Raw genomic sequence first — 22,073 nt, 5'->3', positions numbered from 1 at the left:
GGCGGAAGACGCCGCGATATTGGGAGTTTTGGAAATGACCCTGGAACTTGGCGGCATCCACCATCTGACGGCCGTGACTGCAGATGCACCGCGCAATCTCAAATTCTACACCGAAACCTTGGGCATGCGCCTCATCAAGAAGACGGTGAACCAGGACGACACGTCGGCCTATCACCTCTTTTACGGTGACGGCGTCGCTTCGCCCGGTGCCGACCTGACCTTCTTCGATTTCCCCACCATGCGCGAACAGCGTGGCAATCACACGGTTGGCCGCACGGGTCTGCGCGTCGATAGCGAGGAAACGCTGCAGTGGTGGAAGGAGCATCTCGAGGCCAACAAGGTTTCAACCAGCGGCATCAAGGAACGCTTCGGGCATGTCTCGATGGACTTTGAGGATTTTGAAGGCCAGCGCTTCCGGTTTGTCGTCGACGGCCGCAACAAGGTGATCCCCTGGGCCAAGTCGCCGGTGCCGGCAGACAAGCAGATTGTCGGCCTTGGCCCGATCACCCTGTCTGTGCCCAAGCTCGAGCCGACCGACGCCATGCTGACCCGCGTGATGAACATGCGGCAGGTGCGGCACTATCCGGCCCGTGAACGCGGCGCCGAAACCTTCGTCTATGAAATGGGTCCGGGCGGCCCGGCCGCGGAACTGCATGTCTCGGTCGATCCGAGCCTGCCGCGGGCTCGCCCCGGTGCCGGTGGCGTCCACCACGTCGCCTTCCGCACGCCGGACGAGAATAGCCTGCGCGAATGGATCGAACGGGTGAACAGTTTTGGCATTCGCTCCTCGGGAGAGGTGGAACGGTTCTACTTCACCTCACTCTACTTCAGGGAGCCGAATGGGGTTCTGTTCGAAATCGCTACCGACGTTCCCGGCTTTGCCGCCGACGAGCCGATGGAAACGCTGGGCGAAAGCCTGTCGCTGCCGCCGTTCCTCGAAAGCCAGCGGGCCCAGATCGAGGCTGGTTTGAAGCCTCTGGTCTAAAGCCGAACTCAGAGGGCCGCCCGGTGTCGCCGGGCGGCCTTCTTTGATTCAGCGGGTGGCGTCGGGTTCGAGCAAGGCGGCGTCCTGAACGAGGCGGATGAACTCGGCGCGGTAGCCACCCTCGTCTTCGCCGCGGCCGGCTTTGGCGAGGGCTTCGATCTCGGCCCAGGTCATGTCCGTGCCATAGACGCTGTCTTTCAGCTTCTGGCCGAAGGCGGCGACGGCGGTGGCGAACTGGGCGTCACTGCCGGCAAGGGTGATATCGTCATAGACGACCTCGGGGGTGACGGGCTGTTCCATAAGCTGGCTGACGCTTTCGCCGGGCAGCTTGTAGCGCATCTTGAGGAAGGCGATTTCTTCGTTGCCGCCAGTGGTGGCCGTGTCGCTGCCATAGCGCAGGGAATCGACCTGACCGGCGCCGACTGGGGTGATTTCATAAAGCGCGGTGACCGTGTGGCCTGCGCCGACATCGCCGGCATCCACCGCGTCATTGTTGAAATCCTCGCGTTCGAGGTGGCGAGTTTCGTAGCCGATGAGGCGATATTCCGACACGAGGGCCGGGTTGAATTCGACCTGGATTTTGACGTCCTGGGCAATGGTGTGGAGCGTGCCGCCCACTTCCTCGACCAACACCTTCTTGGCTTCGGCGAAGTTGGAAATGTAGCTGGCATTGCCGTTGCCGTTCTGGGCCAGCGCCTGCATGGTCGCATCGTCGAGATTGCCGCGGCCGAAGCCGAGCACCGAGAGGCTGATGCCGGACTGGCGCTTCTTGGCGATGAACTGTTTTAGCGCATCGGGATCATCGATACCGACATTGAAGTCACCATCGGTGGCGAGGATGACGCGATTGGTACCGTTCGTCTTGCCCTCTTCGGCGAGGCGATAGGCGAGTTCGATGCCGTCGGCGCCGGCCGTCGAGCCCCCTGCCCCGAGTTCGTCGAGACCCGAAAGGATCTTTGCCTTTTCGCTGGCGGCGGTCGGTTCGAGCACCACGCCTGCCGAACCGGCATAGGCGACGATGGAGACCGTGTCCTTTTCCGAAAGCTGATCGAGCAGCAGCGCGAAGGAGCGTTTCAGCAGCGGCAGCTTGTCGGGCTCGTCCATCGAACCGGAGGTGTCGATGAGGAAGACGAGATTGCTCGGCGCAATGGCTTCGGCGGGCGGTTCATAGCCGCGGATGCCGATGGACAGAATCTGAGTCTTGTCGTTCCACGGCGTCGGGAAGACCCTTAGCGTCGGCTGGAACGGCACCTCGGCGCTGGGCGCGGCCGGGTAGTCATAGGGGAAATAGTTGATCAGCTCCTCGATGCGCACGGCATCGGGCTCGGGGACATAGCCGTCTTCGAGCATGCGGCGGGCATAGGAGTAGCTCGCCGTGTCGACATCGATGGAGAAGGTCGAGACCGGGTCTTCGGCGGCGACCTTCAGGCGCTGTTCGTCAAAGCTGGTGAATTCATCGCCACTCGGGAGTGGCGCCATACGGCCGGCTTCGTCGGCAAAGACGCTCTGCTTGGCGAGGCCACCGACAGGTGCGCCGCCATAAGCTTCGGTCTGGACGGCGGACAGCGAGGGCGAGATCGCCGGAGCGGGCATACTCTGCGGAGCAACCATGCGCATGTCCGGGGCGGCTTCGCTTTCGAGCAGCATGGGTTCGGGCGCCGCCAAGGCATCGCTATCGGCTGCGGCGTCGGCGGATCCCTGCTGCACGGCGATGTCGGCCACCTCTTCGCGGGCGGGCGGTGGCACCGGCTCGGCGGCGGGCGCCGTGATCTGCGGGCGCGGCGGCGCCTGGACCGAGGTCATCGCGGTCGTGGAATAGAGCTGGTAGCCGAGCGGCAGGAGCAGCAGGGCCACGGCGGTCGTGCCGAGCGGAATGCGGATGTCCATGATCGAAAGTCCCTTCAGGATTTCTTTGATGGACATGTGACGGCGGCCGCGATCCGATCCTTGGGTCGAGGTCGCGTTTTTTTTGGTTTCGGCCTCGGCATAGGCGGCGCGTGCGGCGGCAAGCGCGGCGGCCTTGGCAGAGGCACGCGGCGGCGGCACGGGCGACTGGCCCAAATTTTCGAACGGATCGGGGCGGTGATCGGTCATAGGAGCCCCCTCAATGTCTTGCGGGCTTCGTGAACGTGGAAAGAAACGGTGGCCTCCTTGATCCCCATGATCTCGGCGGCCTGGCAGTGGCTCATTTCTTCGGCATAAACGAGCAGCACGGCATCGCGCTGCTTTTCGGGAAGGTTTCGGACGGCGGCCCAAAGCTGGCTGCTGGTCGTCGCGTCTTCCTGGTTTGGCGCTTCTTCGGTCGGCGCGATCTCGGCATAGGCGTCGACATGCGCGCCGCGGCGGCGGCCGGCACGCTGCCAGTCGCGCACCATATTGAGCGTGATGCGATAGACCCAGCTCGAAAAAGCGCTGCGTCCATCGAAAGATTGCAGCGCCGCCCCGAGGCGTACGCAGACATCCTGGGCTATGTCTTCAGCGTCATGCGCATTGCCGCACCAGCGCCAGGCAGTGCGATAAATCCGGTCGTATTGATCCTCGATCAATTCGGCAAAGGCCTCGGCATCGCCATTCTGGGCGCGCCGAACCAGCGCCTCGGTGAAGGCGGCCATTGGATCGGGTATGGATGCGGCAGTCAGTCCCACCAATCGTGCCTGCACAGAAAGCCTCTTTGCAGCTAGTTTAGTCGTAAGACGCCGGTACCGCCGCAATCCTTTGGTCGTCGCCGAAATTTTTCTGTATGGAGACGAGCATGTCCGAAAGCCCCTTCAAGCTGAACCGCACGCGCATCTTCATCCTCGCCATGGGCGCGGTCGTAGTGCTGATTGCCATATCGATGATGATGGGCGGGCTAGGGCAGTATCAGGCGCTGCGGGAAGCGGCCAATGCGGCGAAGGAGCCGACTACGGAGCAGGTGGCGCAGTAACGCGCCGGATGAGGGGGGCGGCGCGAGCTGAGAGCACCCCCTCACCGACTCGGCTGCGCCGAGCCACCTCTCCCCGAGGGGGAGAGGAATAAGACAGACTAAGCCACCAAAGCCTGCGGCACGGCTTCGGCGATAAACCCACCGCCCAGCACTTCCGCTGTTTGGCTGTCGTCGGCGTAGAAGACGCAGGCCTGGCCGGGCGAAATGCCGTATTCGCCAGTGACGAGCGTCACAAAGACCTCGCCGCCCTGCATCTGGATGACGGCGGGCTGCGGGCCGCGGGTCGAGCGGACTTTTACTTCAACCGGGGCGCCATTGCCGGCGCTGGCTTCGGCGAGGGGGATTGCACCAAGCCAATTGACGTCGCGGAGGCGCACCGTGTGCGTCTTGAGCGCTTCGCGCGGGCCGACGATGACGCGGCCGGCGCGATGGTCGAGCTTGACCACATAGAGCGGTTCGCCAGCAGCGACGCCGAGGCCTTTACGCTGGCCGATGGTGTAATTGACGATGCCTTCATGCGTGCCGAGCACGCGACCGTCGAGATGCACGATCTCGCCCTGGGCCAGCGCCTCGGGATGCATCTTGCGGATGATATCGGCATACTTGCCCTGCGGCACGAAGCAGATGTCCTGGCTGTCGTGCTTTTCCGCGATTTCGAGGCCGAACTCGCGGGCAAGCTCACGAACGGCGGGCTTGCTCAGGCCGCCGAGTGGGAAGCGCAGAAAATCGAGCTGCTGCTGGGTGGTCGCGAAGAGAAAATAGGTCTGGTCCCTGTCGCTGTCGACCGGGCGGAAAAGCTGGCGACGACCGTCTTCGAGAAGACGCGTCTGCACATAGTGGCCGGTGGCGAGGACGTCGGCACCGAGGTCGCGGGCGACGGTCATCAGGTCGACGAATTTTACCGACTGGTTGCAGGCAATGCAGGGCACCGGGGTTTCGCCCTGCTGATAGGCATTGGCGAAAGGCTCGATCACCGAGGCTTTGAAGCGCTCTTCATAGTCGAGCACATAATGGGGAATACCGAGCTTGGCAGCGACGCGGCGGGCGTCGTGAATGTCCTGGCCGGCGCAGCATGCGCCCTTCCGATGCGTGGCTTCACCGTGATCGTAAAGCTGCAGGGTGACGCCAATGACTTCATAGCCCTCTCGGGCGAGTACACCGGCAACGACGGAGGAGTCGACGCCCCCGGACATGGCGACAACAACGCGCGTGTCCTCGGGACGCTTGGCGATATCAAGCGAATTCAACATGTCTTTCCAATCCGGATGGGTTCAAGGGCCAACGGATAAGTGTGAGGCCGCGTCATACCGCCATTGCGCAATTCTGGCAATTGCCCCGCCCGGCAGGAATTGCCGGGTTGAGGGCGAAACTGACCCAAAGAGCATTGGCGATCAGACGGACGGCGTGGAGGCAGGCAGGGCGAGTGGCTCCTTAGAAGACTGAAAACAAAGGCATTTCAAAGAGTGGAGGCGAGTTGGCAAGGCTCTTGCTTTGTCCGTCAGGAGTTCTTTCGTGTTCGAAGAGGCGCAATCGTGGCTTCACAACTGGCAAATCTTTTGGTCTCGGCTATCGGCTCCGCCGCAAAGCCGATGCAGCCGCCCGTCAAATCCAACAATGACGACCAGTTCGCGCGCCTTCTCGACGCTCCGGCGACCCCGCCCAAGCGCAATGATGCGCCGGCAGCGCCAAGCAGTGATGCCCAGCCGGCACCGGCCGAGGCTGCGCCCGCCGATAAGCCCGAGACCACGGAAGCCGCTGCAGCGGCTGCGCCGGCCGACGAAAACACCGACAAGGAAGCCGGCGACGAAACCAGCACCACATCGCTGGCCGACTCGCTGCTGGCGGCGCTTGCCGCGCTCGGCCTGACGACCGAAGGCGCGACGGATGGCGAAGCGGGCGAAGGCGATCTTGTCGACCCGGCTGCACTTGAAGATATCAAGGACGCGATCGGCGAACTTTCGCAATTGTTGGGCATGGACGTCGCAACGCTCATGCAGCAGTTGGCCGCGCTCGCCAAGAATGTTGCTGCCGAGGGCGGCGGGGAGGCCGAACTGACGGCCAAGCTCAATGGCTGGCTGGGCGAGCGCCTCCGCGCGGCCGGGCTGACGCTTGACGCCAATGCCGAGGCAAGCCTTGCCAAGCTGATGGACGGGCTCGGCGACTTCGCCAAGGCCATTCCGGCGGAACCGGAGCTGGCTTCGGCCCAGCTCAAGATGCCCGAGCCGGTACTGGCGGCAAAGACCGCAGCCACCGAGCCGAAGCTGGAAGTGAGCGAACCCGAGCTCAAGGTCGAGCCGGAAAGCCTCGAGCGCAAGGCCGAGACCAAATCGGCCGAGCCGGCGGAAGCCAACCAGAACAAGGGCCCGAACAACCAGGCCCAGGCGGCCCGCCCCAATGGCGGCCAGGACAATAATCTCAATCTGACCCCGACCGCGCCCGCCGCGGCGCAGGCCGATGCCCCCCAGCAGCTCGATGCTGCAACGACGCCGCGCGTGGTGCAGACCGGCTACCAGACGAGCCAGCAGCAATTGAACCTGCCGCAGATCGCCTTCGAGCTGTCGCGCCAGGTGACGGATGGCAATACCCGCTTCCAGATCCGGCTCGATCCGGCAGAACTGGGGCGTATCGACGTCAAGCTCGACATCGACAGCAATGGCCAGGTGCATGCGCGGCTGACAGTCGAAAAGGCCGAAACGCTCGACCTGATGCAGCGCGACCAGCGCGCGCTGGAAAAAGCGCTGCAGCAGGCCGGTCTCGATCAGAGCAAAACCAATCTCGAATTCTCGCTCAAGCAAAACCCGTTTGCCGGTGATCAGAACCAGCGTTCGGGCGATGAGCGAAGCGGGTCGGGCCAGGGCCAGGATAGCCAAGAGGAGACAGAAGTCTCCGCCCCCGCCATCACCCTTTATCGCGGCGCGCTCCAGGCGAGCGGCCTCAATATCCTGGCATAAGGACGTTTCACCATGGTCGACGGCGTTTCCGGTTCGTCCTCAGCAAATAACAGCTCGCTCGCCGGCTCCCGCCAGACGATCGCGCAGAATTTCGACACTTTCCTGTCGATCCTGACCACGCAGCTCAAGAACCAGAACCCGCTCGACCCGCTGGATACCAATCAGTTCACCCAGCAACTCGTGCAGTTCACCGGCGTCGAGCAGCAGCTCAAGACCAATACTTTCCTTGAAAGCCTGCTCGCTTCGACCCAGACGGCCGGCCGCATGGACGCGGTGGGCTATATCGGCAAGCAGGTGACGATCACCGGCAAGACCACGCAGCTGAGCGGCACCCATGCCATGTGGGGTTATAAGGCCGAGGCGAACGTCGCCAATGCCAATATCACGATCAAGAACGCTTCGGGCGACGTGGTCTATACGCAAAACGGCTCGCTCAACATGGGCGACGGCGTCTTCACCTGGGATGGCATCTCTACCGACGGCCAGCCGCAGCCTGATGGCCTCTATACAATGACTATCGAAGGCACGAACCTGTCGGGCAAGGCGGTCAAGGTCACGACTTCCGCCATCGGCATTGTCAGCGCCGTCGACTTCTCGAGCGGCCAGCCCATGGTCACCGTCGGCGCCGCAAAGGTACCGCTGAGCGATGTTTCGGAAGTCCGCATTCCCGAAGCGCCATCGACCGGCGACGGCGATACCGACGCATAGTAGGGAAATGCGCGGCGGGTGACGGCGCGGCAACTGCCTCCGCCCGTCACCACATGAAGTCCCCATGACGGATCAATTGATTGATTTTCCGTCGTATTCTTAACCGGTTGTAAGTTTCCCTTTAGCGGTATCTTAAGGTCACCGTCCTACTCTCTTGGTCATATGGTCAGGTTGAGTAGAGAGTAAAATGACCGTACAGATGCGTCCTCGCGTAAAGTACGTTATCGGTCCGGACGGCAGCCCGCTCACCATTGCGGATCTGCCTCCCGCCAATACCCGTCGTTGGGTAATTCGCCGCAAGGCAGAAGTCGTTGCCGCGGTGCGTGGCGGCCTTCTGAGCCTCGAAGAGGCTTGTGAACGCTACACGCTCAGCGTCGACGAATTTCTCAACTGGCAGGCTGCCATCGACAAGCATGGCCTTGCCGGATTGCGGACAACCTGGATTCAGCACTACCGCGAAGGCTGAGTTTCGGGTCAGGACTAATGCGTAGCCCCCACGGCCCGAGGCCCTGGGGGTTTTGCGCGTTTTGGGGTGAGTACCCTGGCTAAGGACCCAAGTGTTTTCCACCCTCACCCCGTCATCCCCGCGAAAAAGCGGAAGTCCGCTTTTCACGGCGAAAGCGGGAATCTCGTTTCAAAACAGGGATTCCCGCTTTCGCGGGAATGACACTGTGGGTTGGGTGACCCTGAGCGCAAAAAAGCCCAAAAACTAGACCATATCGTCGGGCATCCAGCGGGCGCCGGCGGGGCGCTGCTTCAGGCGCTCGTAATAGGCCTGCGCATGCGGCATGGGCTTGTGGTCGAACGGCACGATGAACCAGCGATGGATCGAGAGGCCGAGGACGATATCGGCAATGGAAAAATCGTCGCCGGCAATGAAGGGCCTGCCTCGCGCCAGTTCGGCCTCGAGAATATCCATCTTGGCTGTCCAGCGCGCGGTTGATTCGGCAATTTTTGCCGGGTCGTCATAGCCGGGTGTTTTGCGCACCAGCGCATGCAGGGCATACATCCAGGGCGGATTGAGTTCGGTCGCCTGCCAGCTCATCCATTGCAAGGCCCGCGCGAGCGCGTGATGTTCGGAAAACAGCAGTCCGCCGCGGGTATGGGCGAGATAGGTGATGACCGCATTGCTCTCCCAGAGCACGAACCCATCGTCGTCCACAAAGACCGGTACGCTGCCATTGGGGTTAAGGGCCAGGTATTCCGGCACTTTGGGGTCGCGCAGCGGCAGGCCCCAATCCTCGCGTTCATAGGAAATCCCCAATTCGTCCAGTGCCCACAATACCTTGCGCACATTGATCGAGGTTACGCGGCCGAGCACCCGAACCATTTTTAACTCCAGAATCGACTAGGCAGTTTTTGCCTGATTTTTCGAATTGGTTCGAGTGGTTAAGAGATTGTTTACCATCTGATGGGTAATTTTTGCCCAGCGGTCGACGGGGGCTCCGACGATTGCACTTGACCAAACTCGAGTGGCAGCGTGGAAAGTCTAACTACTCTCATCAACCGCATCGGCATGCCGCGCATCGCCGCCATGGCGACGGTGGCCGTCCTGATCATGGGCTTCTTCGTCTTCCTGATGATGCGGGCCCAGACGCCGAACCTGTCCCCGCTCTATAGCGGGCTCAGCCTCGAAGACTCTTCGGCCATCATCTCCCAGCTCGAAACGGCCAATGTGCCCTACGAACTGCGCGGCGACGGCGACACCATTCTCGTGCCGCGCGACCAGATCACGACGCTGCGCATGAACCTTGCCGGCGAGGGCCTGCCCACGCGCGGCCAGGTCGGCTACGAAATCTTCGACCAGCAATCGACGCTCGGTGCCACGAGCTTTGTCCAGAACATCAATAATGTTCGCGCCCTCGAAGGCGAACTGGCCCGCACTATTTCCTCGCTCTCGCGCATCAAGGGCGCGCGTGTTCACCTCGTCCTGCCCGAGCGCGAACTTTTCCGCCGCGAGCGCAAGGACCCCTCGGCCTCCATCGTTCTTTCCGTGCGCGGCGCGCTCTCGAACGGGGAAATCCGCGCCATCCAGCACCTCGTGGCTTCAGCCATCGAGGGCCTGAGCCCCCAGCGCGTGTCGATCGTCGATGATGCCGGCAATCTTCTTGCCTCCGGAACCGAAGACGATGGTCTCGGCGCCATGTCGGGCCAGGCCGAAGAGCGTTCGCTCGCCTTTGAAAACCGCATCCGCACCCGTGTCGAGGACATGCTGGCCAATGTGGTCGGCGCCGGCCGGGCCCGCGTCGAAATCTCGGCCGAGATGGATTTCAACCGCTCGACCGTGACCGAAGAAACCTTCGACCCCGAAGGTCAGGTCGTCCGTTCGACCCAGACCCGCGAAGCCCAGAACCAGTCCGGCGCTGCTGCGGGCCAAGTGACCGTGGCCAACGAACTGCCGGGCGCCAGCGGCAATGGCGCCAGCAATGGCAATACCGAGCAGGGCAATTCGACCGAGGAAGTCGTCAACTACGAGATTTCCAAGAAAACCCAGACGGCCGTGACCGAAGCCGGCGCCCTCAAGCGCCTGTCGGTGGCTGTGGTTGTCGACGGCACCTATGCCGACGATGGCGCCGGCAACATGACCTATACCGCCCGTTCCGCCGACGAGATCGCCCAGATCCTGACGCTGGTTCGCTCGGCCGTCGGCTACTCGGCCGAACGCGGCGACACGGTTGAAGTCGTCAACATGCAGTTTGCCGAACGTCCGGAACTGGCGCCGCCCGGCACCGACCAGCAGGGTGGCCTTCTCGACTTCACCCGCGACGACCTGATGAACGGCGCGGAAATGGCCGTGACCCTGCTGATCGCGCTGGCCCTCCTGTTCTTCGTGCTGCGTCCGCTGCTGAAGAAGGTGATCAGCCCCGAACCCGAGCCGCTGGCTTTGCCGGCCGCCGTGGAACTGGGCCAGGGCACGACGCTCGACGCGGAAGGCAATGTCATCACCTCGATCGGCGAACCGATGAGCGACGCGGCCCGCGCGGCGCTTGCCAACCACGACTGGATCGAAGACGCCAAGGCCCTCGGCGAGCAGCAGCTTCAGCAGCTGAAGTCCGTCGGGTCCCTGGTCGAAGAAAACCCCAAGCAGGCAGCGCTGATCGTGCGCGGCTGGCTCTCCAACGCAGCGTGATCTGACATGGCCCTAGTCGCTCAAGCCGTTGAAACCCCGGAAGCCCGCTCTGGCGGCCCCCAGCTCAAGATCGGCGGTGCCTCGAACTATCGCGCCCTCAAGGGCGACGAGAAGGCCGCGGCCCTGATGCTGGCGCTCGGCCCCGATCACGGCAAGCCGATCTTTGAAGAACTCGACGAACACGAGATCAAGACGCTCTCGCGCGCCATGGTCAAACTGGGCCCGATCACCCCGGCCATGCTCGACGAGCTGATGGCCGAATTTGTCACCAACATTGCCTCGAACGGCAATGTGGCGGGCAATTCGGACTCGACCGAACGCCTCCTCCTGAGCTTCCTGCCCCAGGATCGCGTCGATGCGATCATGGAAGAAATCCGTGGTCCGGCCGGTCGCAACATGTGGGAAAAGCTCTCCAACGTTCAGGCCGACGTTCTCGCCGCTTACCTCAAGAACGAATATCCGCAGACCGTGGCTGTGATCCTCTCCAAGATCGCGCCGGAACACGCTTCCGACGTGCTCGCTTCGCTGCCCGAGGAACTGGCCATGGAAGTCGTCCAGCGCATGCTCGGCCTCGACGTGGTGCAGAAGGACATTCTCGAAAAGGTCGAGCAGACGCTGCGCACCGAATTCATCTCGACGCTCAATACCTCCAAGCGCCGCGACAGCCATGAACTGATGGCTGAAATCTTCAACACCTTCGATCGCCAGACCGAAGCGCGCTTCATCACGAGCCTTGAAGAAAAGAGCCGCGAAGATGCCGAGCGCATCAAGTCGCTCATGTTCACCTTCGAGGATCTGGCCAAGCTTGACATGTCGGCGATCCAGACCCTGCTCTCTCGCGTCGACAAGCGCGAACTGGCGCTCTGCCTCAAGGGCGCCAACGACGAGATCAAGGATTTCTTCCTGAAAAACATGTCGAGCCGTGCGGCCAAGCTGATGCAGGACGACATGATGGCCATGGGCCCGGTGCGTCTCAAAGACGTGGACGAAGCCCAGGCCCGCATGGTGTCGGTTGCCAAGGACCTTGCAGCGAAGGGGGAAATCCTCATCGTCAAGTCCAAGGGCGACGACCAGATGATCGGTTGACGCCATGGCCGCCCTTGCCCGTTTCACCTTCGATCTCGATCTGGCCGACCACCCGGTCCTGCCCCAGAGCATCATGCCCGAACTGCCGCCCGAGCCTGTCGGCATCGCCGAGGAAGTCGTCGAGCGTCTGGTGCGCGAAGCGCGCGAAGAAGGCTATGCCGAGGGTCTTGTGGCGGGCGAAAGCAACGCCACCTCGATGTCGAGCCAGACCATCGCTGCCGCGGCAGGAACCCTGGCAGCCCATGCCGCAAGCATGACCGCGGCGCTCGATGAGGCACGCGCCGAAAGCCACAAGGAAGCCGTGGGCCTTGCCGTCAGCGTCGGCCGGAAGCTCGCTTTCCATCTCGTCGGCCGCGAGCCGACTGCGGAACTCGAAGCGTTGATCGCCGAATGCATGCCCAGCCTTACCGGCGTACCGCATCTGGTGATCCGCTGCCACGAAGACCTGGCCGACCAGATCCGCGACATCGCGACTGCCCAGATCGCTACCTCGGGCTATGCCGGCCGCCTGGTGGTCATGGGCGAACCCGACATCCGCCTTGGCGACGGCCGGCTCGAATGGGTCGATGGCGGCCTTATCAGAGACGCCGACGGGCTCGACGCCGAGATCGATGAGACAATTGCCGCCTACCTCGCCGCCAAGGCGAACAAGGCTGGATCACATATAGCCAAGGAGAGCGGTGAATGAACCCGACCGATCCTCAGACCGACGCCGCTGAAATGGAAGACTTTGGCGCGGGCGACATGCCCAGCCCCGGGTCCGATAACCGCGCCGAGGCCTATGTCGAGCGTACCGCTGACGACCTCGAAGCCGTGTTCGACGTGCCCGTGCGGGTATCGGTCGTGCTCGGCCGCACCAAGATGCCGGTCGCGAGCCTCTTGAAGCTTAATACCGGCACTGTGGTCGAACTCGACCGCCAGGTCGGTGAAGCCGTCGAAATCTACGTCAACGACCGCCTCGTGGCGCGTGGCGAAATCGTGCTGGTGGAAAACAGGCTCGGCGTCACCATGACCGAGATCATCAAGCCCCAATAAGAAGAACGGGAGTGACTGCTATGCGTCTCCTCATCGTCGGAGCCCTCGAAGGTCAACTGAGCCAGGCCACCAAAATGGCCATGGATGGCGGCGCCAAGGTCGCTCACGCCCCCGGTATCGACATCGCCATGGCCGCGCTTCGCACGGGCCGCGGCGCCGACCTGCTGCTTGTCGACGTGATGATGGACATTGCCGGCCTCATCGCCGCTCTCGAAGCCGAACGCATCGCCATTCCCGTCGTCGCCTGCGGCGTCGAGACCAATGCCGCCGCCGCCGTCAACGCCATCCGCGCCGGCGCCAAGGAATATATCCCCCTGCCCCCCGACGCGACGCTGATCGCCGCCGTCATCCAGGCCGTCTCGCGCGACAGCGAAGACTTCCTGTTCCGCGATCCGGCCATGCAGCGCGTCGTCAAAATGGCCGAGCAGGTCGCGGCCTCCGAGGCCTCCATCCTGATCACCGGCGAAAGCGGCACCGGCAAGGAAGTCGTCGCCCGTTTCGTGCATTCGCGCTCCAAGCGCGCCAACAAGCCCTTCATCTCGGTCAACTGCGCCGCTATTCCCGAAGCCCTGCTGGAATCGGAACTCTTCGGCCACGAGAAGGGTGCCTTCACCGGCGCCATCGCCCGCCGGGTGGGAAAATTCGAGGAAGCGTCAGGCGGCACCCTGCTGCTCGACGAAATTTCGGAAATGGATGTACGCCTGCAGGCAAAGCTGCTGCGCGCCATCCAGGAACGCGTCATCGACCGCGTTGGCGGCACCAAGCCCGTACCGGTCGATATCCGCATTCTCGCCACCTCGAACCGCAACCTGACGGAAGCGGTGCGCGAAGGCTCGTTCCGCGAAGATCTGCTGTTCCGCCTCAACGTCGTAAACCTCAAGCTCCCGGCCCTGCGCGAGCGCCCCGGCGACATCGTGGCCCTGGCCGATCACTTCGTGGCCAAATATGCCAAGGCCAATGGCCTGCCCAAGCGCGAGCTTTCCGAGGATGCCCGCACTGCCCTGCTCCACGCGCCCTGGCCGGGCAACGTCCGTGAACTCGAAAACACGCTGCATCGCGCGGTGCTTCTCGCCACCGGCACCATGATCGGTTCGGAAGCCATCGTGCTGCCCGACGGCATGGGCCTCAACGAAGCCGCCCGCGCAAATTCGCCGGCTCACCTGCTGGCTGAAACCGCCGAAGCCATGTCCCGTGCCCTTGTCGGCCGGACCGTGGCCGATGTGGAGCGCGAGCTGATCCTCGATACCCTCGACCACACCTGGGGCAACCGCACCCATGCGGCCAATATCCTCGGCATTTCGATCCGCACGCTGCGCAACAAGCTCAATCAATATTCCGACGAAGGGCTCGCCATTCCCGAGCCCGGCGAACGGCGGAACGTGGCTTGAGCGCCCGCCTCGATCCCCGCGACCTCTCTTCCCCTTCTCCCATCCTGGGAGAGGGGTTTTCGACTTTGGCCTGAGGCCATAGGACCGGCACGATGACCGATATTTCTTCTTCGCCTTCCCGCTTCGCGTTCAAGCTACCCACGCCCAAATCGGTGATGGACCTGCTGCGTTCGGGCGACATCGCACTCGCCACCGGTGTGATGGGGCTGATCGTCATCCTGATCGTGCCGCTGCCGGCACTGCTGGTCGACGGACTTCTCGCCATCTCGATCGTCTTCTCGGTGATGATCCTGATGACGGCGCTGTTTATTCAGAAGCCGCTGGAATTCTCGTCCTTTCCCACTGTGTTGCTCATCGCCACCATGCTGCGGCTTGGCCTCAACTTGGCGACCACCCGTCTCATCCTCTCGGAAGGCCATAACGGCACCCACGCTGCCGGCCACGTCATCGAGGCCTTCGGCAATTTCGTGACGCGCGGCAACTTCATCATTGGTATCGTGATCTTCATCATCCTCGTGATCGTGAACTTCATCGTCATCACCAAGGGTTCCGGCCGTATCGCCGAAGTCGCGGCGCGCTTCAGCTTGGACGCCATGCCCGGCAAGCAGATGGCCATCGACGCCGACCTTTCGGCAGGCCTGATCGACGAAGACACCGCCAAGAAGCGCCGTGCGGAACTGGAAGGCGAAAGCGCCTTCTTCGGTAACATGGACGGTGCCTCCAAATTCGTGCGCGGCGACGCCATTGCCGGCTTGATCATCACCTTCATCAACGTCTCGGCCGGTATCGCCATCGGCGTGATGCAGGAAGGCCTGACGATCCAGGAAGCAGGCAACGTCTATACGCTCCTGACCATCGGCGACGGCCTTGTCAGCCAGATCCCGGCGCTGATCGTGTCGACCGCAGCCGGTATCCTCGTTTCCAAGTCGGGTGTTGCTGGCGCTGCCGACAAGGCTCTGACCGCCCAGTTTGGTGGTTACCCCAAGGCCCTGGGCATGGCATCGGCCGTGATGGCCGCCCTTGCCCTGCTGCCCGGCATGCCGCTGCTTCCCTTCCTTGCGCTGTCAGGTGGCGTCGGCTACGCCGCCTTCCGCGCCTCGCGCGGCAAGGCCGCCCGTGAAGTGGTCGAGCGTGCCAAGACCGTGGCGGAAGCCGCAGCCAAGGCTCCTGGTGCACCCGGCCAGCCCGGTGCCGCGCCCGCCGGCGAACCGCCGATCAGCGACAGCCTCAAGATCGACGATCTCAAGCTCGAACTCGGCTATGGCCTGCTCGGCCTCGTCAAGGAAGACGAAACGGGCACCGATCGTCTCACGGAGCAAATCAAAGCCCTGCGCCGCCAGCTGGCGCTGGAACTGGGCTTTGTCATGCCGCCGGTCCGCATTCTCGACAACATGCAGCTCGAGCCCAATGACTACAAGGTTCGCATCAAGGAAGTGGAAGCTGCCCACGGCCAGATCCATGCCAACCTGCTGATGGTCATGGACCCCTATGGCAATCCGATCGACCTGCCGGGCCACCAGACGACCGAGCCGACCTTTGGCCTGCCGGCAACCTGGATCGATCCGGCGCTGCGCGACGAAGCCGAACTCCGCGGCCTTTCGATCATCGATCCGTCAACCGTGATCTCGACCCACCTGACCGAAGTGCTCAAGGCCAACGTCGCCGAACTTCTGAGCTATGCCAATGTGCAGACCCTGCTCTCGGGCCTGCCCAAGGATCAGCAGAAGCTGGTGGAAGACATCATTCCGAGCCAGATTTCGGTCTCGGGCGTCCAGCGCGTGCTGCAGGCGCTGCTCACCGAACGCATCTCGATCCGCGACCTCTCGACCATCCTCGAAGGCATTGCCGAAGTGGCAGCGCCCGGCCGCTCGATCCAGGCGATCACCGAGCATGTGCGCAGCCGTCTTGCCCGCCAGATCTGCGCCGCCAATCTCGGCCAGGACGGCAACCTGCCGCTCCTCACGCTCTCCCCACAATGGGAACGCGACTTTGCCGAAGCCATGGTGGGCGAAGGCGAACACCGGCACCTCGCCATGGCACCGAGCCGCTTGCAGCAGTTCATCGTCTCGGTCGGCCAGGCCTTCGAAAAGGCGGCGCAGCAGGGCGAACTGCCGGTGATGATCACCTCGCCATCGATCCGCCCGCATGTGCGCGCCATCATCGAGCGCTTCCGCCCGCAGACGGTGGTGATGAGCCAGAACGAGGTTCACCCCCGCGTCCGCCTCAAGACGGTGGGTGCCATCTAGGCGCTTCCGGCAGGATCAGAACAACGAAAGGGCGAACCACTGGTTCGCCCTTTCTATTTGGTCAGTTCGCGAGATTGCCAGCGGTCAGCGGCGGCAGGTTGATCACCGAGGCTTCGCGGGAGGTATCGACCTCTTCCTCTTCGGCCAGCTCTCGCTCGGCCTGGTACCAGAATTCCTGTTCACGATCCTCAGGCTGGCCGGCCTCGTCCCAAAGCTGGTAGGCGCGATCCCGAACCTTGTATTCCTCGACATGCGGCATGGTGCTCTCCTCGTTACGCATGAATGCAGAACGCGAGCCTGACCTAGCAGTTGCCGACGACGCGGCCGTGACGAGAGATTTTACCGACTGGTCAGTGCCAGTTTGGCGCCGAGTGCCACGAAAGCGGCCGCAAAGGAGCGGCGCATCCAGGTCATGATCGCCGGCTTTGAGATGACATGGCCGCGAATGGCGGCGGCAAAGAGCCCGTAAAGCGCAAAGACCACGAAGGTCATGAGCATGAAGACAAGGCTCAGCTGCAGCATCTGCGGCACCGCGCCCGGCGCATCGGCCGGCACGAATTGCGGCAGGAAGGCGAAGAAGAAGATCGAGAGCTTTGGATTGAGGAGGTTAATCAGCACAACCTCGACGGCCATGTCTTTGAGACTCTTGGGTTCGGCATTGGCCGAGACCGAGAGCGAGCCGGTTTCGCGCAGTGTCGCCCAGGCCATATAGAGGAGATACGCAACACCGAGATATTTGATGATTTCGAAGGCAAGCGCGCTGGCATGGAGAATGGCGGCAAGACCGGTGATGGCGGCGATCATATGCGGCACGATGCCGATGGTGCAGAAGAAGGCCGCCCAGACGCTGGCCTTGCTGCCGCGGCCGAGGCCGGCGGCGATGGTGTAGAGCGCCCCGGCGCCCGGGGAGACGACGACGATCAGGGTCGTGATGAGAAATTCAACGCTCATGGCGGTCCTCCGGGCGGTTTTTCGGACAGTTTCTCTTTTCGCGCGGAACGGCAAGTCCTGCATGACATTATCCCCGTCACCAACAGGGGACCGGCATGCGCCTCTTCGTCTGCGATCATTGCGGCAATACCGTCTATTTCGAGAACAGCCGCTGCGAGCATTGCGGCCACGCGCTGGGCTATCTGCCTGAGGAGAATGCGCTCATTTCGCTCGATGAGGCGGCGGGGAGCTGGCTGGCGCCGGCCTTTCCGGGGCAAGCGTACATCTATTGCGACAATGCCCGGCATGGGGCCTGCAACTGGCTGATTGCGGCCGAAACGGGCGGGCCGGTGCTTTGCGCGGCTTGCCTCCACAACGAAACCATTCCCGCGCTCGACAATCCCGACAATCTGTTGCGCTGGCAGGTTATGGAACGCGCCAAGAAGCGCCTGGTCTATTCGCTATTGCGCCTGGCCTTGCCGCTGAAAGCACGGGACGAGGACCCCGAGCACGGCCTCGCCTTCCGCTTTCTCGCCGATGCCGGCAGCGCCCCGCATGTGATGACGGGGCATGAAAGCGGCGTCATCACCATCGCGCTGGCGGAAGCCGACGACGCCGAGCGGGAGCGCCGCCGCACCGGCATGGGCGAACCCTATCGCACCCTGCTCGGACATTTCCGGCACGAGATCGGGCACCACTATTGGGATCTGCTCGTGGATGGGCAGCCGCCGGAACAGCAGTTTCGCGCCCTTTTCGGCGACGAACGGGCCGATTATGGCGCGGCGCTGCAGGCCTATTACGCCAATGGCGCGCCTGCAGGATGGCCGCAAACCCATATATCGGCCTATGCCACGGCCCATCCCTGGGAGGATTTCGCCGAAACGTTTGCGCACTACCTCCACATCATCGACACGGTGGAGATGGCAGCCGCGTTCGGCGTCAGGGCAAGGCCCCGGACTGGCGACGAGAGCCTGACCATGCCGCCAGTGCACTTCGATCCCTATATGGCGCCGGACATGGCAGGGATCATCGACAACTGGATCCCGCTCGCTTCGCTACTCAACAATCTCAATCGCGCCATGGGACAGACCGATGCCTATCCCTTCGTGCTGACGCCGGCGGTGATCGAAAAGCTGGGTTTTGTGAACGATCTGGTGCACCAAGCGCCAGCATTGGGGCATCTGGCGGCGCTTGAGGTCGAAGGCTGACGGACTTCCAGCATCAGGCGCTTGCTGGTAAACCCTCGTTTATGTCCGACATCATCATTCTTCGCGTCCCCGTTTTTTCGACCCTTTCCAATGCCGCCTTCGCCCTGCGCAAGGAGGTGTTCGTCTGGGAGCAGAAAGTGCCCGAGGAGGAAGAGCTCGATAGCTACGACCTCACCGCGATCCACTATGTCGCTGTGGCCGAGGGCAATGTGGTTGCGACGCTGCGGCTGATCGAGCAGCCCGAGCACATGAAGATCGGCCGGGTGGCCGTGCACCAGGCCTGGCGCGGCAAGGGCGTGGCGCGAAAGCTGATCGAAAAGGCCATGGCGGATGCGCGGGCCAAGGGAAGCGAACGCTTTTACCTTACTGCACAATCGGACAAGCTGGGGCTTTACGAGAAGCTCGGCTTCGTCGCTTTCGGCCCCGAATTCATGGATGGCGGCATGCCACATCGGGCCATGCGCGACTATGACAAGGCCAGCGCAGCCTTAATCGATTAATTCAAATTTAACGCATTAACCCGGCCGAGGGACTCCTGCCCTCAAACCTGCGTTATTGTGGGCTTGTCGCTCATAGAGCGCGTCCTGCCGGGCGGCAACCAGGTGTGGTGCTACTTAAGGCAAGAACGCGAATTCTTGTCTTTTCGCAGGACGCGACCAACCGCCAGGGAGGCGGAAAAGGGCCGGCACCGCCTCGCGCGGGAGCCGGCCTTTTCAATGGTTTCTTAAAGACCGTTCAACGTTTGCGAAGCAAATCGTTCAATGGTTCCACAATTCCTTGGGAAATTGATGGGGAACGCCATGGGGATAGAGGCGTTCATCAATCAACGGGCCACACGGCACTCTACCGGCAAGTTTTGCGCCGCATGGCCCTGTTCAAACAACTGAACCATTGGAGCCTACAATGATCCGCACTCTCTTGACCACCACGACCGTTGCCATGCTCATGGGTACTGCTGCTTTCGCACAGGCGACGCCCGCCCCCGCCCCGACCGATGCTCCGGCGACGACGACTGAAGCCCCCGCCGCCGAAGTTCCGGCTGCACCGCTTGATACGGGCGCTGCGCAGACCACCGATGTCAACGAGCCCTGGGATATGTCGGCCGGCTATGTCGCTGCCGATACGGACAATCTCGGTACGCGCCTGATTGGCCAGCCGGTCTTTTCGACCGCCGGTGACGATGCAGAAGAAATCGGCTCGATCAGCGATCTCGTCTTTTCTGAAGGAGGCCAGATCGAAGCCGTGGTGATCGGCGTCGGTGGTTTCTTGGGCATTGGCGAAAAGAGCGTTGCCGTCGACTTCGACGCGCTTGAATTCACCCTCGCCGCTGACAATACCGAACGCTGGGTGCTGCCGACTACGGCTGAGGCCCTGACCACTGCGCCTGACTTCGTCTGGGCCGAAGATGAGCCGGTTGACGTTCCGGCCGCCGATGGCATGGCTCCGGCCGCGCCTGACGCCATGGCCCCGGCTCCCGTTACTACGCAGTAATATCTCAGGAATCTTTCCTGAGGGCCTTTGCTCACTGGAGGCTCAAGGAAAGGAAAAGGCCCGCTTCGGCGGGCCTTTTTTCATTCTGAATTCTCGATTCAGCGGTTACGAAAACGCTGACGGGCCACTTCGTCGAATTCGGCCTGCTCGATCTTGTTCTGCTCGTCGCGCTCGCGCTGATGTTCGCGTTGGTCCAGCAGTTCGACCTTTTTCAGGTCTTCGAGGGCTTCGGCCAGCTGGTCCTGCGCCGTCTCGAGCTTGCCGCGCATATCGGTGGCGGAGGCCAGGAGATTGTCGCGGCGCTGCAGAGCGGCCTTGGCAAAGGTGGAATAGGCGAAATGGGCCACGTCGGAAATGCCGGTCTTGGTCTGCTCGATCTCGATCTGCTGGTCGAGTTCGGAAGCCATGCGCTCGAAGTCCGCGACCATCATTTCGATCTGCATGACCTGCCGGCGCTTTTCGTCGACATTGAACTTCTTGAGCCGAATGAGGCTCTCACTGCGCGATTTCAAGACCTGTACTCCTTACACATCAAGTCAGTCTCCGAAAGAGGCCCCAAGCACACTCCCGTCAGACCTGCGCATCCGCCTCGGCGATGATCTCCGCAAGGCGTTCATAGCCCTCGGCGATCGTCGACGTTTCCTCCCGCTGCTGGTTCAAGAACCCTTCCAGCTTGGGATTCACCGCGATAGCGCGGTCCACATTCGGATCTGACCCTTTGCGGTAAGCCCCCAGCCGGATCAGTTCCTCCATGTCCGAAAATATGGACATGAGCTCTCGCGCCCTTGCCAGAACCGGCCGAACCTCGGCCGGTACGCACCCTGGCATGGTGCGCGAAATGGACCGGAGCACGTTGACGGCGGGATAACGCCCCCGCTCGGCAATGCCGCGCTCCATCACGATGTGCCCATCGAGAATACCGCGAACGGCATCAGCAATGGGCTCATTGTGATCATCACCTTCCACCAAAACGGTAAATAGTCCGGTAATAGAACCGGTAGAAGGCGTTCCAGGGCCTGCACGTTCGAGCAAACGCGGCAATTCGGTGAAGACGGTCGGTGGATAACCCTTTGCCGTGGGTGGCTCGCCTATGGAAAGACCGATCTCGCGCTGCGCCATGGCAAAGCGGGTGAGCGAGTCCATCATGCACAGGACCCGCAACCCTTCGTCGCGCAGATATTCGGAAAGCGCCAGCGAGATATAGGCGGCCTGCCGGCGCATGAGCGCGGCTTCGTCCGAGGTCGCGACCACGACGATGGCGCGCTTGAGGCCCTCCTCGCCGAGATATTCCTGGATGAACTCGTGCACTTCGCGGCCGCGCTCGCCGATGAGGCCGATGACCGAGACGTCGACATTGGTATTGCGCGCCAGCATCGACATGAGCACGGACTTGCCAACGCCCGAGCCGGCAAAGATGCCCATGCGCTGGCCTTCGCAGAGCGTGGTGAAGGTGTTGAGGGTGCGCACGCCGAGATCAAGGGGATCGCCGACGCGCACGCGATCATGCGCTGCAAGCGGCGACTGGCGCAGCGGATAGGATTTTGCGCCGCGCGCCAGAGGCCCCATGCCGTCAATGGGTTCACCATTGGCATTGATGACGCGGCCGAGCCAGGCCATGGAGGGGTTGACCGAGCCGTCGTGGCGCTTGAACACCGCCTTGCAGCCCATGCGCACGCCACTCAACTCGCCGAAGGGAAGGCAAAGAGCGTGGCCATCGCGAAAGCCGATGATCTCGGCGGCGAGGTGTCCGCCGTCGCTACCCTCGATCATGACGCGACCGCCCACGCGCAGTTCACGCACCGGGCCGACCACCTCGATCAGCAGCCCCTGAACCGATTTGACGCGCCCGAACACCTCGACATCGTCGATGGCATCGATGGCCGATATGAGCGCCTTCATGCTTGGTTCGGGCCTTTTGCTGACACAAATATGGTTTACGTCCCGCCTCCGAATCGGGGCCGGCGCGAATCGCAAGATAACCGAACATTA

At 62.5% G+C, this 22,073-nt stretch carries 22 protein-coding genes; 14 read left to right on the top strand and 8 right to left on the bottom strand.

The annotated features are described in order from the left end of the window. The first annotated feature begins 34 nt into the window (after window positions 1-34). A complete protein-coding gene (locus tag ACSQ2A_RS08715) occupies window positions 35-985 on the top strand; it encodes a ring-cleaving dioxygenase (protein WP_436071882.1) in 951 nt (316 codons plus the stop codon). Window positions 986-1,033: 48 nt separating this feature from the next. On the opposite strand, the gene ACSQ2A_RS08710 is transcribed toward ACSQ2A_RS08715, so the two are convergent. Both ACSQ2A_RS08710 and ACSQ2A_RS08705 read right to left on the bottom strand, forming a co-directional pair. Beyond that, on the bottom strand, window positions 1,034-3,079 hold the full coding sequence (locus tag ACSQ2A_RS08710) for a vWA domain-containing protein (RefSeq protein WP_436071881.1): 2,046 nt from the start codon (window positions 3,077-3,079) through the stop codon (window positions 1,034-1,036). Further along, window positions 3,076-3,597 carry an RNA polymerase sigma factor gene (locus ACSQ2A_RS08705; protein WP_436072273.1) on the bottom strand — a complete coding sequence of 174 codons (522 nt, stop codon included), beginning with the start codon at window positions 3,595-3,597 and terminating at the stop codon, window positions 3,076-3,078. Before ACSQ2A_RS08705 ends, ACSQ2A_RS08710 begins: the two co-directional genes overlap by 4 nt. A 140-nt stretch (window positions 3,598-3,737) precedes the next feature. Between ACSQ2A_RS08705 and ACSQ2A_RS08700 the strand changes: the two genes are divergently transcribed. Beyond that, window positions 3,738-3,911 (top strand): hypothetical protein, encoded by a 174-nt coding sequence (locus ACSQ2A_RS08700; RefSeq protein WP_436071880.1) that lies wholly within the window; start codon window positions 3,738-3,740, stop codon window positions 3,909-3,911. A 98-nt stretch (window positions 3,912-4,009) separates the two neighbouring features. Here ACSQ2A_RS08700 and mnmA read toward each other — a convergent pair whose 3' ends face one another. Next, entirely contained in the window at window positions 4,010-5,161 is a 1,152-nt protein-coding gene (mnmA, locus tag ACSQ2A_RS08695) for a tRNA 2-thiouridine(34) synthase MnmA (RefSeq protein WP_295415582.1), read from the bottom strand. Window positions 5,162-5,443: 282 nt separating this feature from the next. Here mnmA and ACSQ2A_RS08690 point away from each other — a divergent pair, with 282 nt between their 5' ends. From ACSQ2A_RS08690 to sciP, 3 genes are all read left to right on the top strand, one after another. Beyond that, entirely contained in the window at window positions 5,444-6,862 is a 1,419-nt protein-coding gene (locus tag ACSQ2A_RS08690; protein WP_436071879.1) for a flagellar hook-length control protein FliK, read from the top strand. Window positions 6,863-6,874: 12 nt separating this feature from the next. Next, a complete protein-coding gene (locus tag ACSQ2A_RS08685; RefSeq protein WP_295415586.1) occupies window positions 6,875-7,570 on the top strand; it encodes a flagellar hook assembly protein FlgD in 696 nt (231 codons plus the stop codon). A gap of 187 nt (window positions 7,571-7,757) precedes the next feature. Beyond that, complete coding sequence (sciP, locus tag ACSQ2A_RS08680) at window positions 7,758-8,036, top strand: CtrA inhibitor SciP (RefSeq protein WP_035085775.1); 279 nt, start codon at window positions 7,758-7,760, stop codon at window positions 8,034-8,036. Window positions 8,037-8,279: 243 nt separating this feature from the next. Here the strand turns inward: sciP and ACSQ2A_RS08675 are convergent, their stop codons facing one another. Next, window positions 8,280-8,900: a glutathione S-transferase family protein gene (locus ACSQ2A_RS08675; protein ID WP_436071878.1), complete on the bottom strand. Its 621-nt coding sequence runs from the start codon at window positions 8,898-8,900 to the stop codon at window positions 8,280-8,282. Between the two features lie 150 nt (window positions 8,901-9,050). Here ACSQ2A_RS08675 and fliF point away from each other — a divergent pair, with 150 nt between their 5' ends. The 6 genes from fliF to flhA all read left to right on the top strand — a co-directional run bounded on the left by fliF (window position 9,051) and on the right by flhA (window position 16,455). After that, window positions 9,051-10,700, top strand: coding sequence for a flagellar basal-body MS-ring/collar protein FliF (gene fliF / locus ACSQ2A_RS08670; protein ID WP_436071877.1), 1,650 nt, complete (start codon window positions 9,051-9,053; stop codon window positions 10,698-10,700). Between the two features lie 6 nt (window positions 10,701-10,706). Beyond that, complete coding sequence (gene fliG, locus ACSQ2A_RS08665) at window positions 10,707-11,786, top strand: flagellar motor switch protein FliG (RefSeq protein ID WP_436071876.1); 1,080 nt, start codon at window positions 10,707-10,709, stop codon at window positions 11,784-11,786. Window positions 11,787-11,790: 4 nt separating this feature from the next. Beyond that, on the top strand, window positions 11,791-12,474 hold the full coding sequence (locus tag ACSQ2A_RS08660) for a hypothetical protein (RefSeq protein ID WP_436071875.1): 684 nt from the start codon (window positions 11,791-11,793) through the stop codon (window positions 12,472-12,474). A gap of 56 nt (window positions 12,475-12,530) precedes the next feature. After that, complete coding sequence (gene fliN / locus ACSQ2A_RS08655) at window positions 12,531-12,821, top strand: flagellar motor switch protein FliN (protein ID WP_295416240.1); 291 nt, start codon at window positions 12,531-12,533, stop codon at window positions 12,819-12,821. Between the two features lie 20 nt (window positions 12,822-12,841). Beyond that, a complete protein-coding gene (gene flbD / locus ACSQ2A_RS08650; protein ID WP_436071874.1) occupies window positions 12,842-14,209 on the top strand; it encodes a sigma-54-dependent transcriptional regulator FlbD in 1,368 nt (455 codons plus the stop codon). Between the two features lie 92 nt (window positions 14,210-14,301). Further along, window positions 14,302-16,455 carry a flagellar biosynthesis protein FlhA gene (flhA, locus tag ACSQ2A_RS08645; RefSeq protein WP_295415601.1) on the top strand — a complete coding sequence of 718 codons (2,154 nt, stop codon included), beginning with the start codon at window positions 14,302-14,304 and terminating at the stop codon, window positions 16,453-16,455. Window positions 16,456-16,516: 61 nt separating this feature from the next. On the opposite strand, the gene ACSQ2A_RS08640 is transcribed toward flhA, so the two are convergent. Together ACSQ2A_RS08640 and ACSQ2A_RS08635 are read right to left on the bottom strand one after the other, a co-directional pair. Then, a complete protein-coding gene (locus tag ACSQ2A_RS08640; protein ID WP_295415604.1) occupies window positions 16,517-16,714 on the bottom strand; it encodes a DUF2934 domain-containing protein in 198 nt (65 codons plus the stop codon). An 80-nt stretch (window positions 16,715-16,794) separates the two neighbouring features. Further along, on the bottom strand, window positions 16,795-17,406 hold the full coding sequence (locus ACSQ2A_RS08635) for a LysE family translocator (protein ID WP_436071873.1): 612 nt from the start codon (window positions 17,404-17,406) through the stop codon (window positions 16,795-16,797). A 95-nt stretch (window positions 17,407-17,501) separates the two neighbouring features. Between ACSQ2A_RS08635 and ACSQ2A_RS08630 the strand changes: the two genes are divergently transcribed. The 3 genes from ACSQ2A_RS08630 (at window position 17,502) to ACSQ2A_RS08620 (ending at window position 20,084) form a co-directional block, all read left to right on the top strand. Beyond that, window positions 17,502-18,593, top strand: a complete 1,092-nt coding sequence (locus tag ACSQ2A_RS08630) for a zinc-binding metallopeptidase family protein (RefSeq protein WP_436071872.1) — start codon at window positions 17,502-17,504, stop codon at window positions 18,591-18,593. Window positions 18,594-18,634: 41 nt separating this feature from the next. Beyond that, on the top strand, window positions 18,635-19,093 hold the full coding sequence (locus ACSQ2A_RS08625) for a GNAT family N-acetyltransferase (RefSeq protein ID WP_436071871.1): 459 nt from the start codon (window positions 18,635-18,637) through the stop codon (window positions 19,091-19,093). 403 nt (window positions 19,094-19,496) lie between these two features. After that, complete coding sequence (locus ACSQ2A_RS08620; RefSeq protein ID WP_436071870.1) at window positions 19,497-20,084, top strand: PRC-barrel domain-containing protein; 588 nt, start codon at window positions 19,497-19,499, stop codon at window positions 20,082-20,084. 98 nt (window positions 20,085-20,182) lie between these two features. On the opposite strand, the gene fliJ is transcribed toward ACSQ2A_RS08620, so the two are convergent. Both fliJ and fliI read right to left on the bottom strand, forming a co-directional pair. After that, a complete protein-coding gene (fliJ, locus tag ACSQ2A_RS08615) occupies window positions 20,183-20,596 on the bottom strand; it encodes a flagellar export protein FliJ (RefSeq protein WP_295415613.1) in 414 nt (137 codons plus the stop codon). A 58-nt stretch (window positions 20,597-20,654) separates the two neighbouring features. Continuing rightward, complete coding sequence (fliI, locus tag ACSQ2A_RS08610) at window positions 20,655-21,983, bottom strand: flagellar protein export ATPase FliI (protein ID WP_436071869.1); 1,329 nt, start codon at window positions 21,981-21,983, stop codon at window positions 20,655-20,657. Window positions 21,984-22,073: the final 90 nt, after the last annotated feature.

Origin of the sequence: Devosia sp. LjRoot3, assembly GCF_964252865.1 — a bacterium.
Taxonomy (GTDB): domain Bacteria; phylum Pseudomonadota; class Alphaproteobacteria; order Rhizobiales; family Devosiaceae; genus Devosia.
Note: the sequence above shows the minus strand (reverse complement) of the source record. Positions and strands in the feature narration are given on the sequence as shown.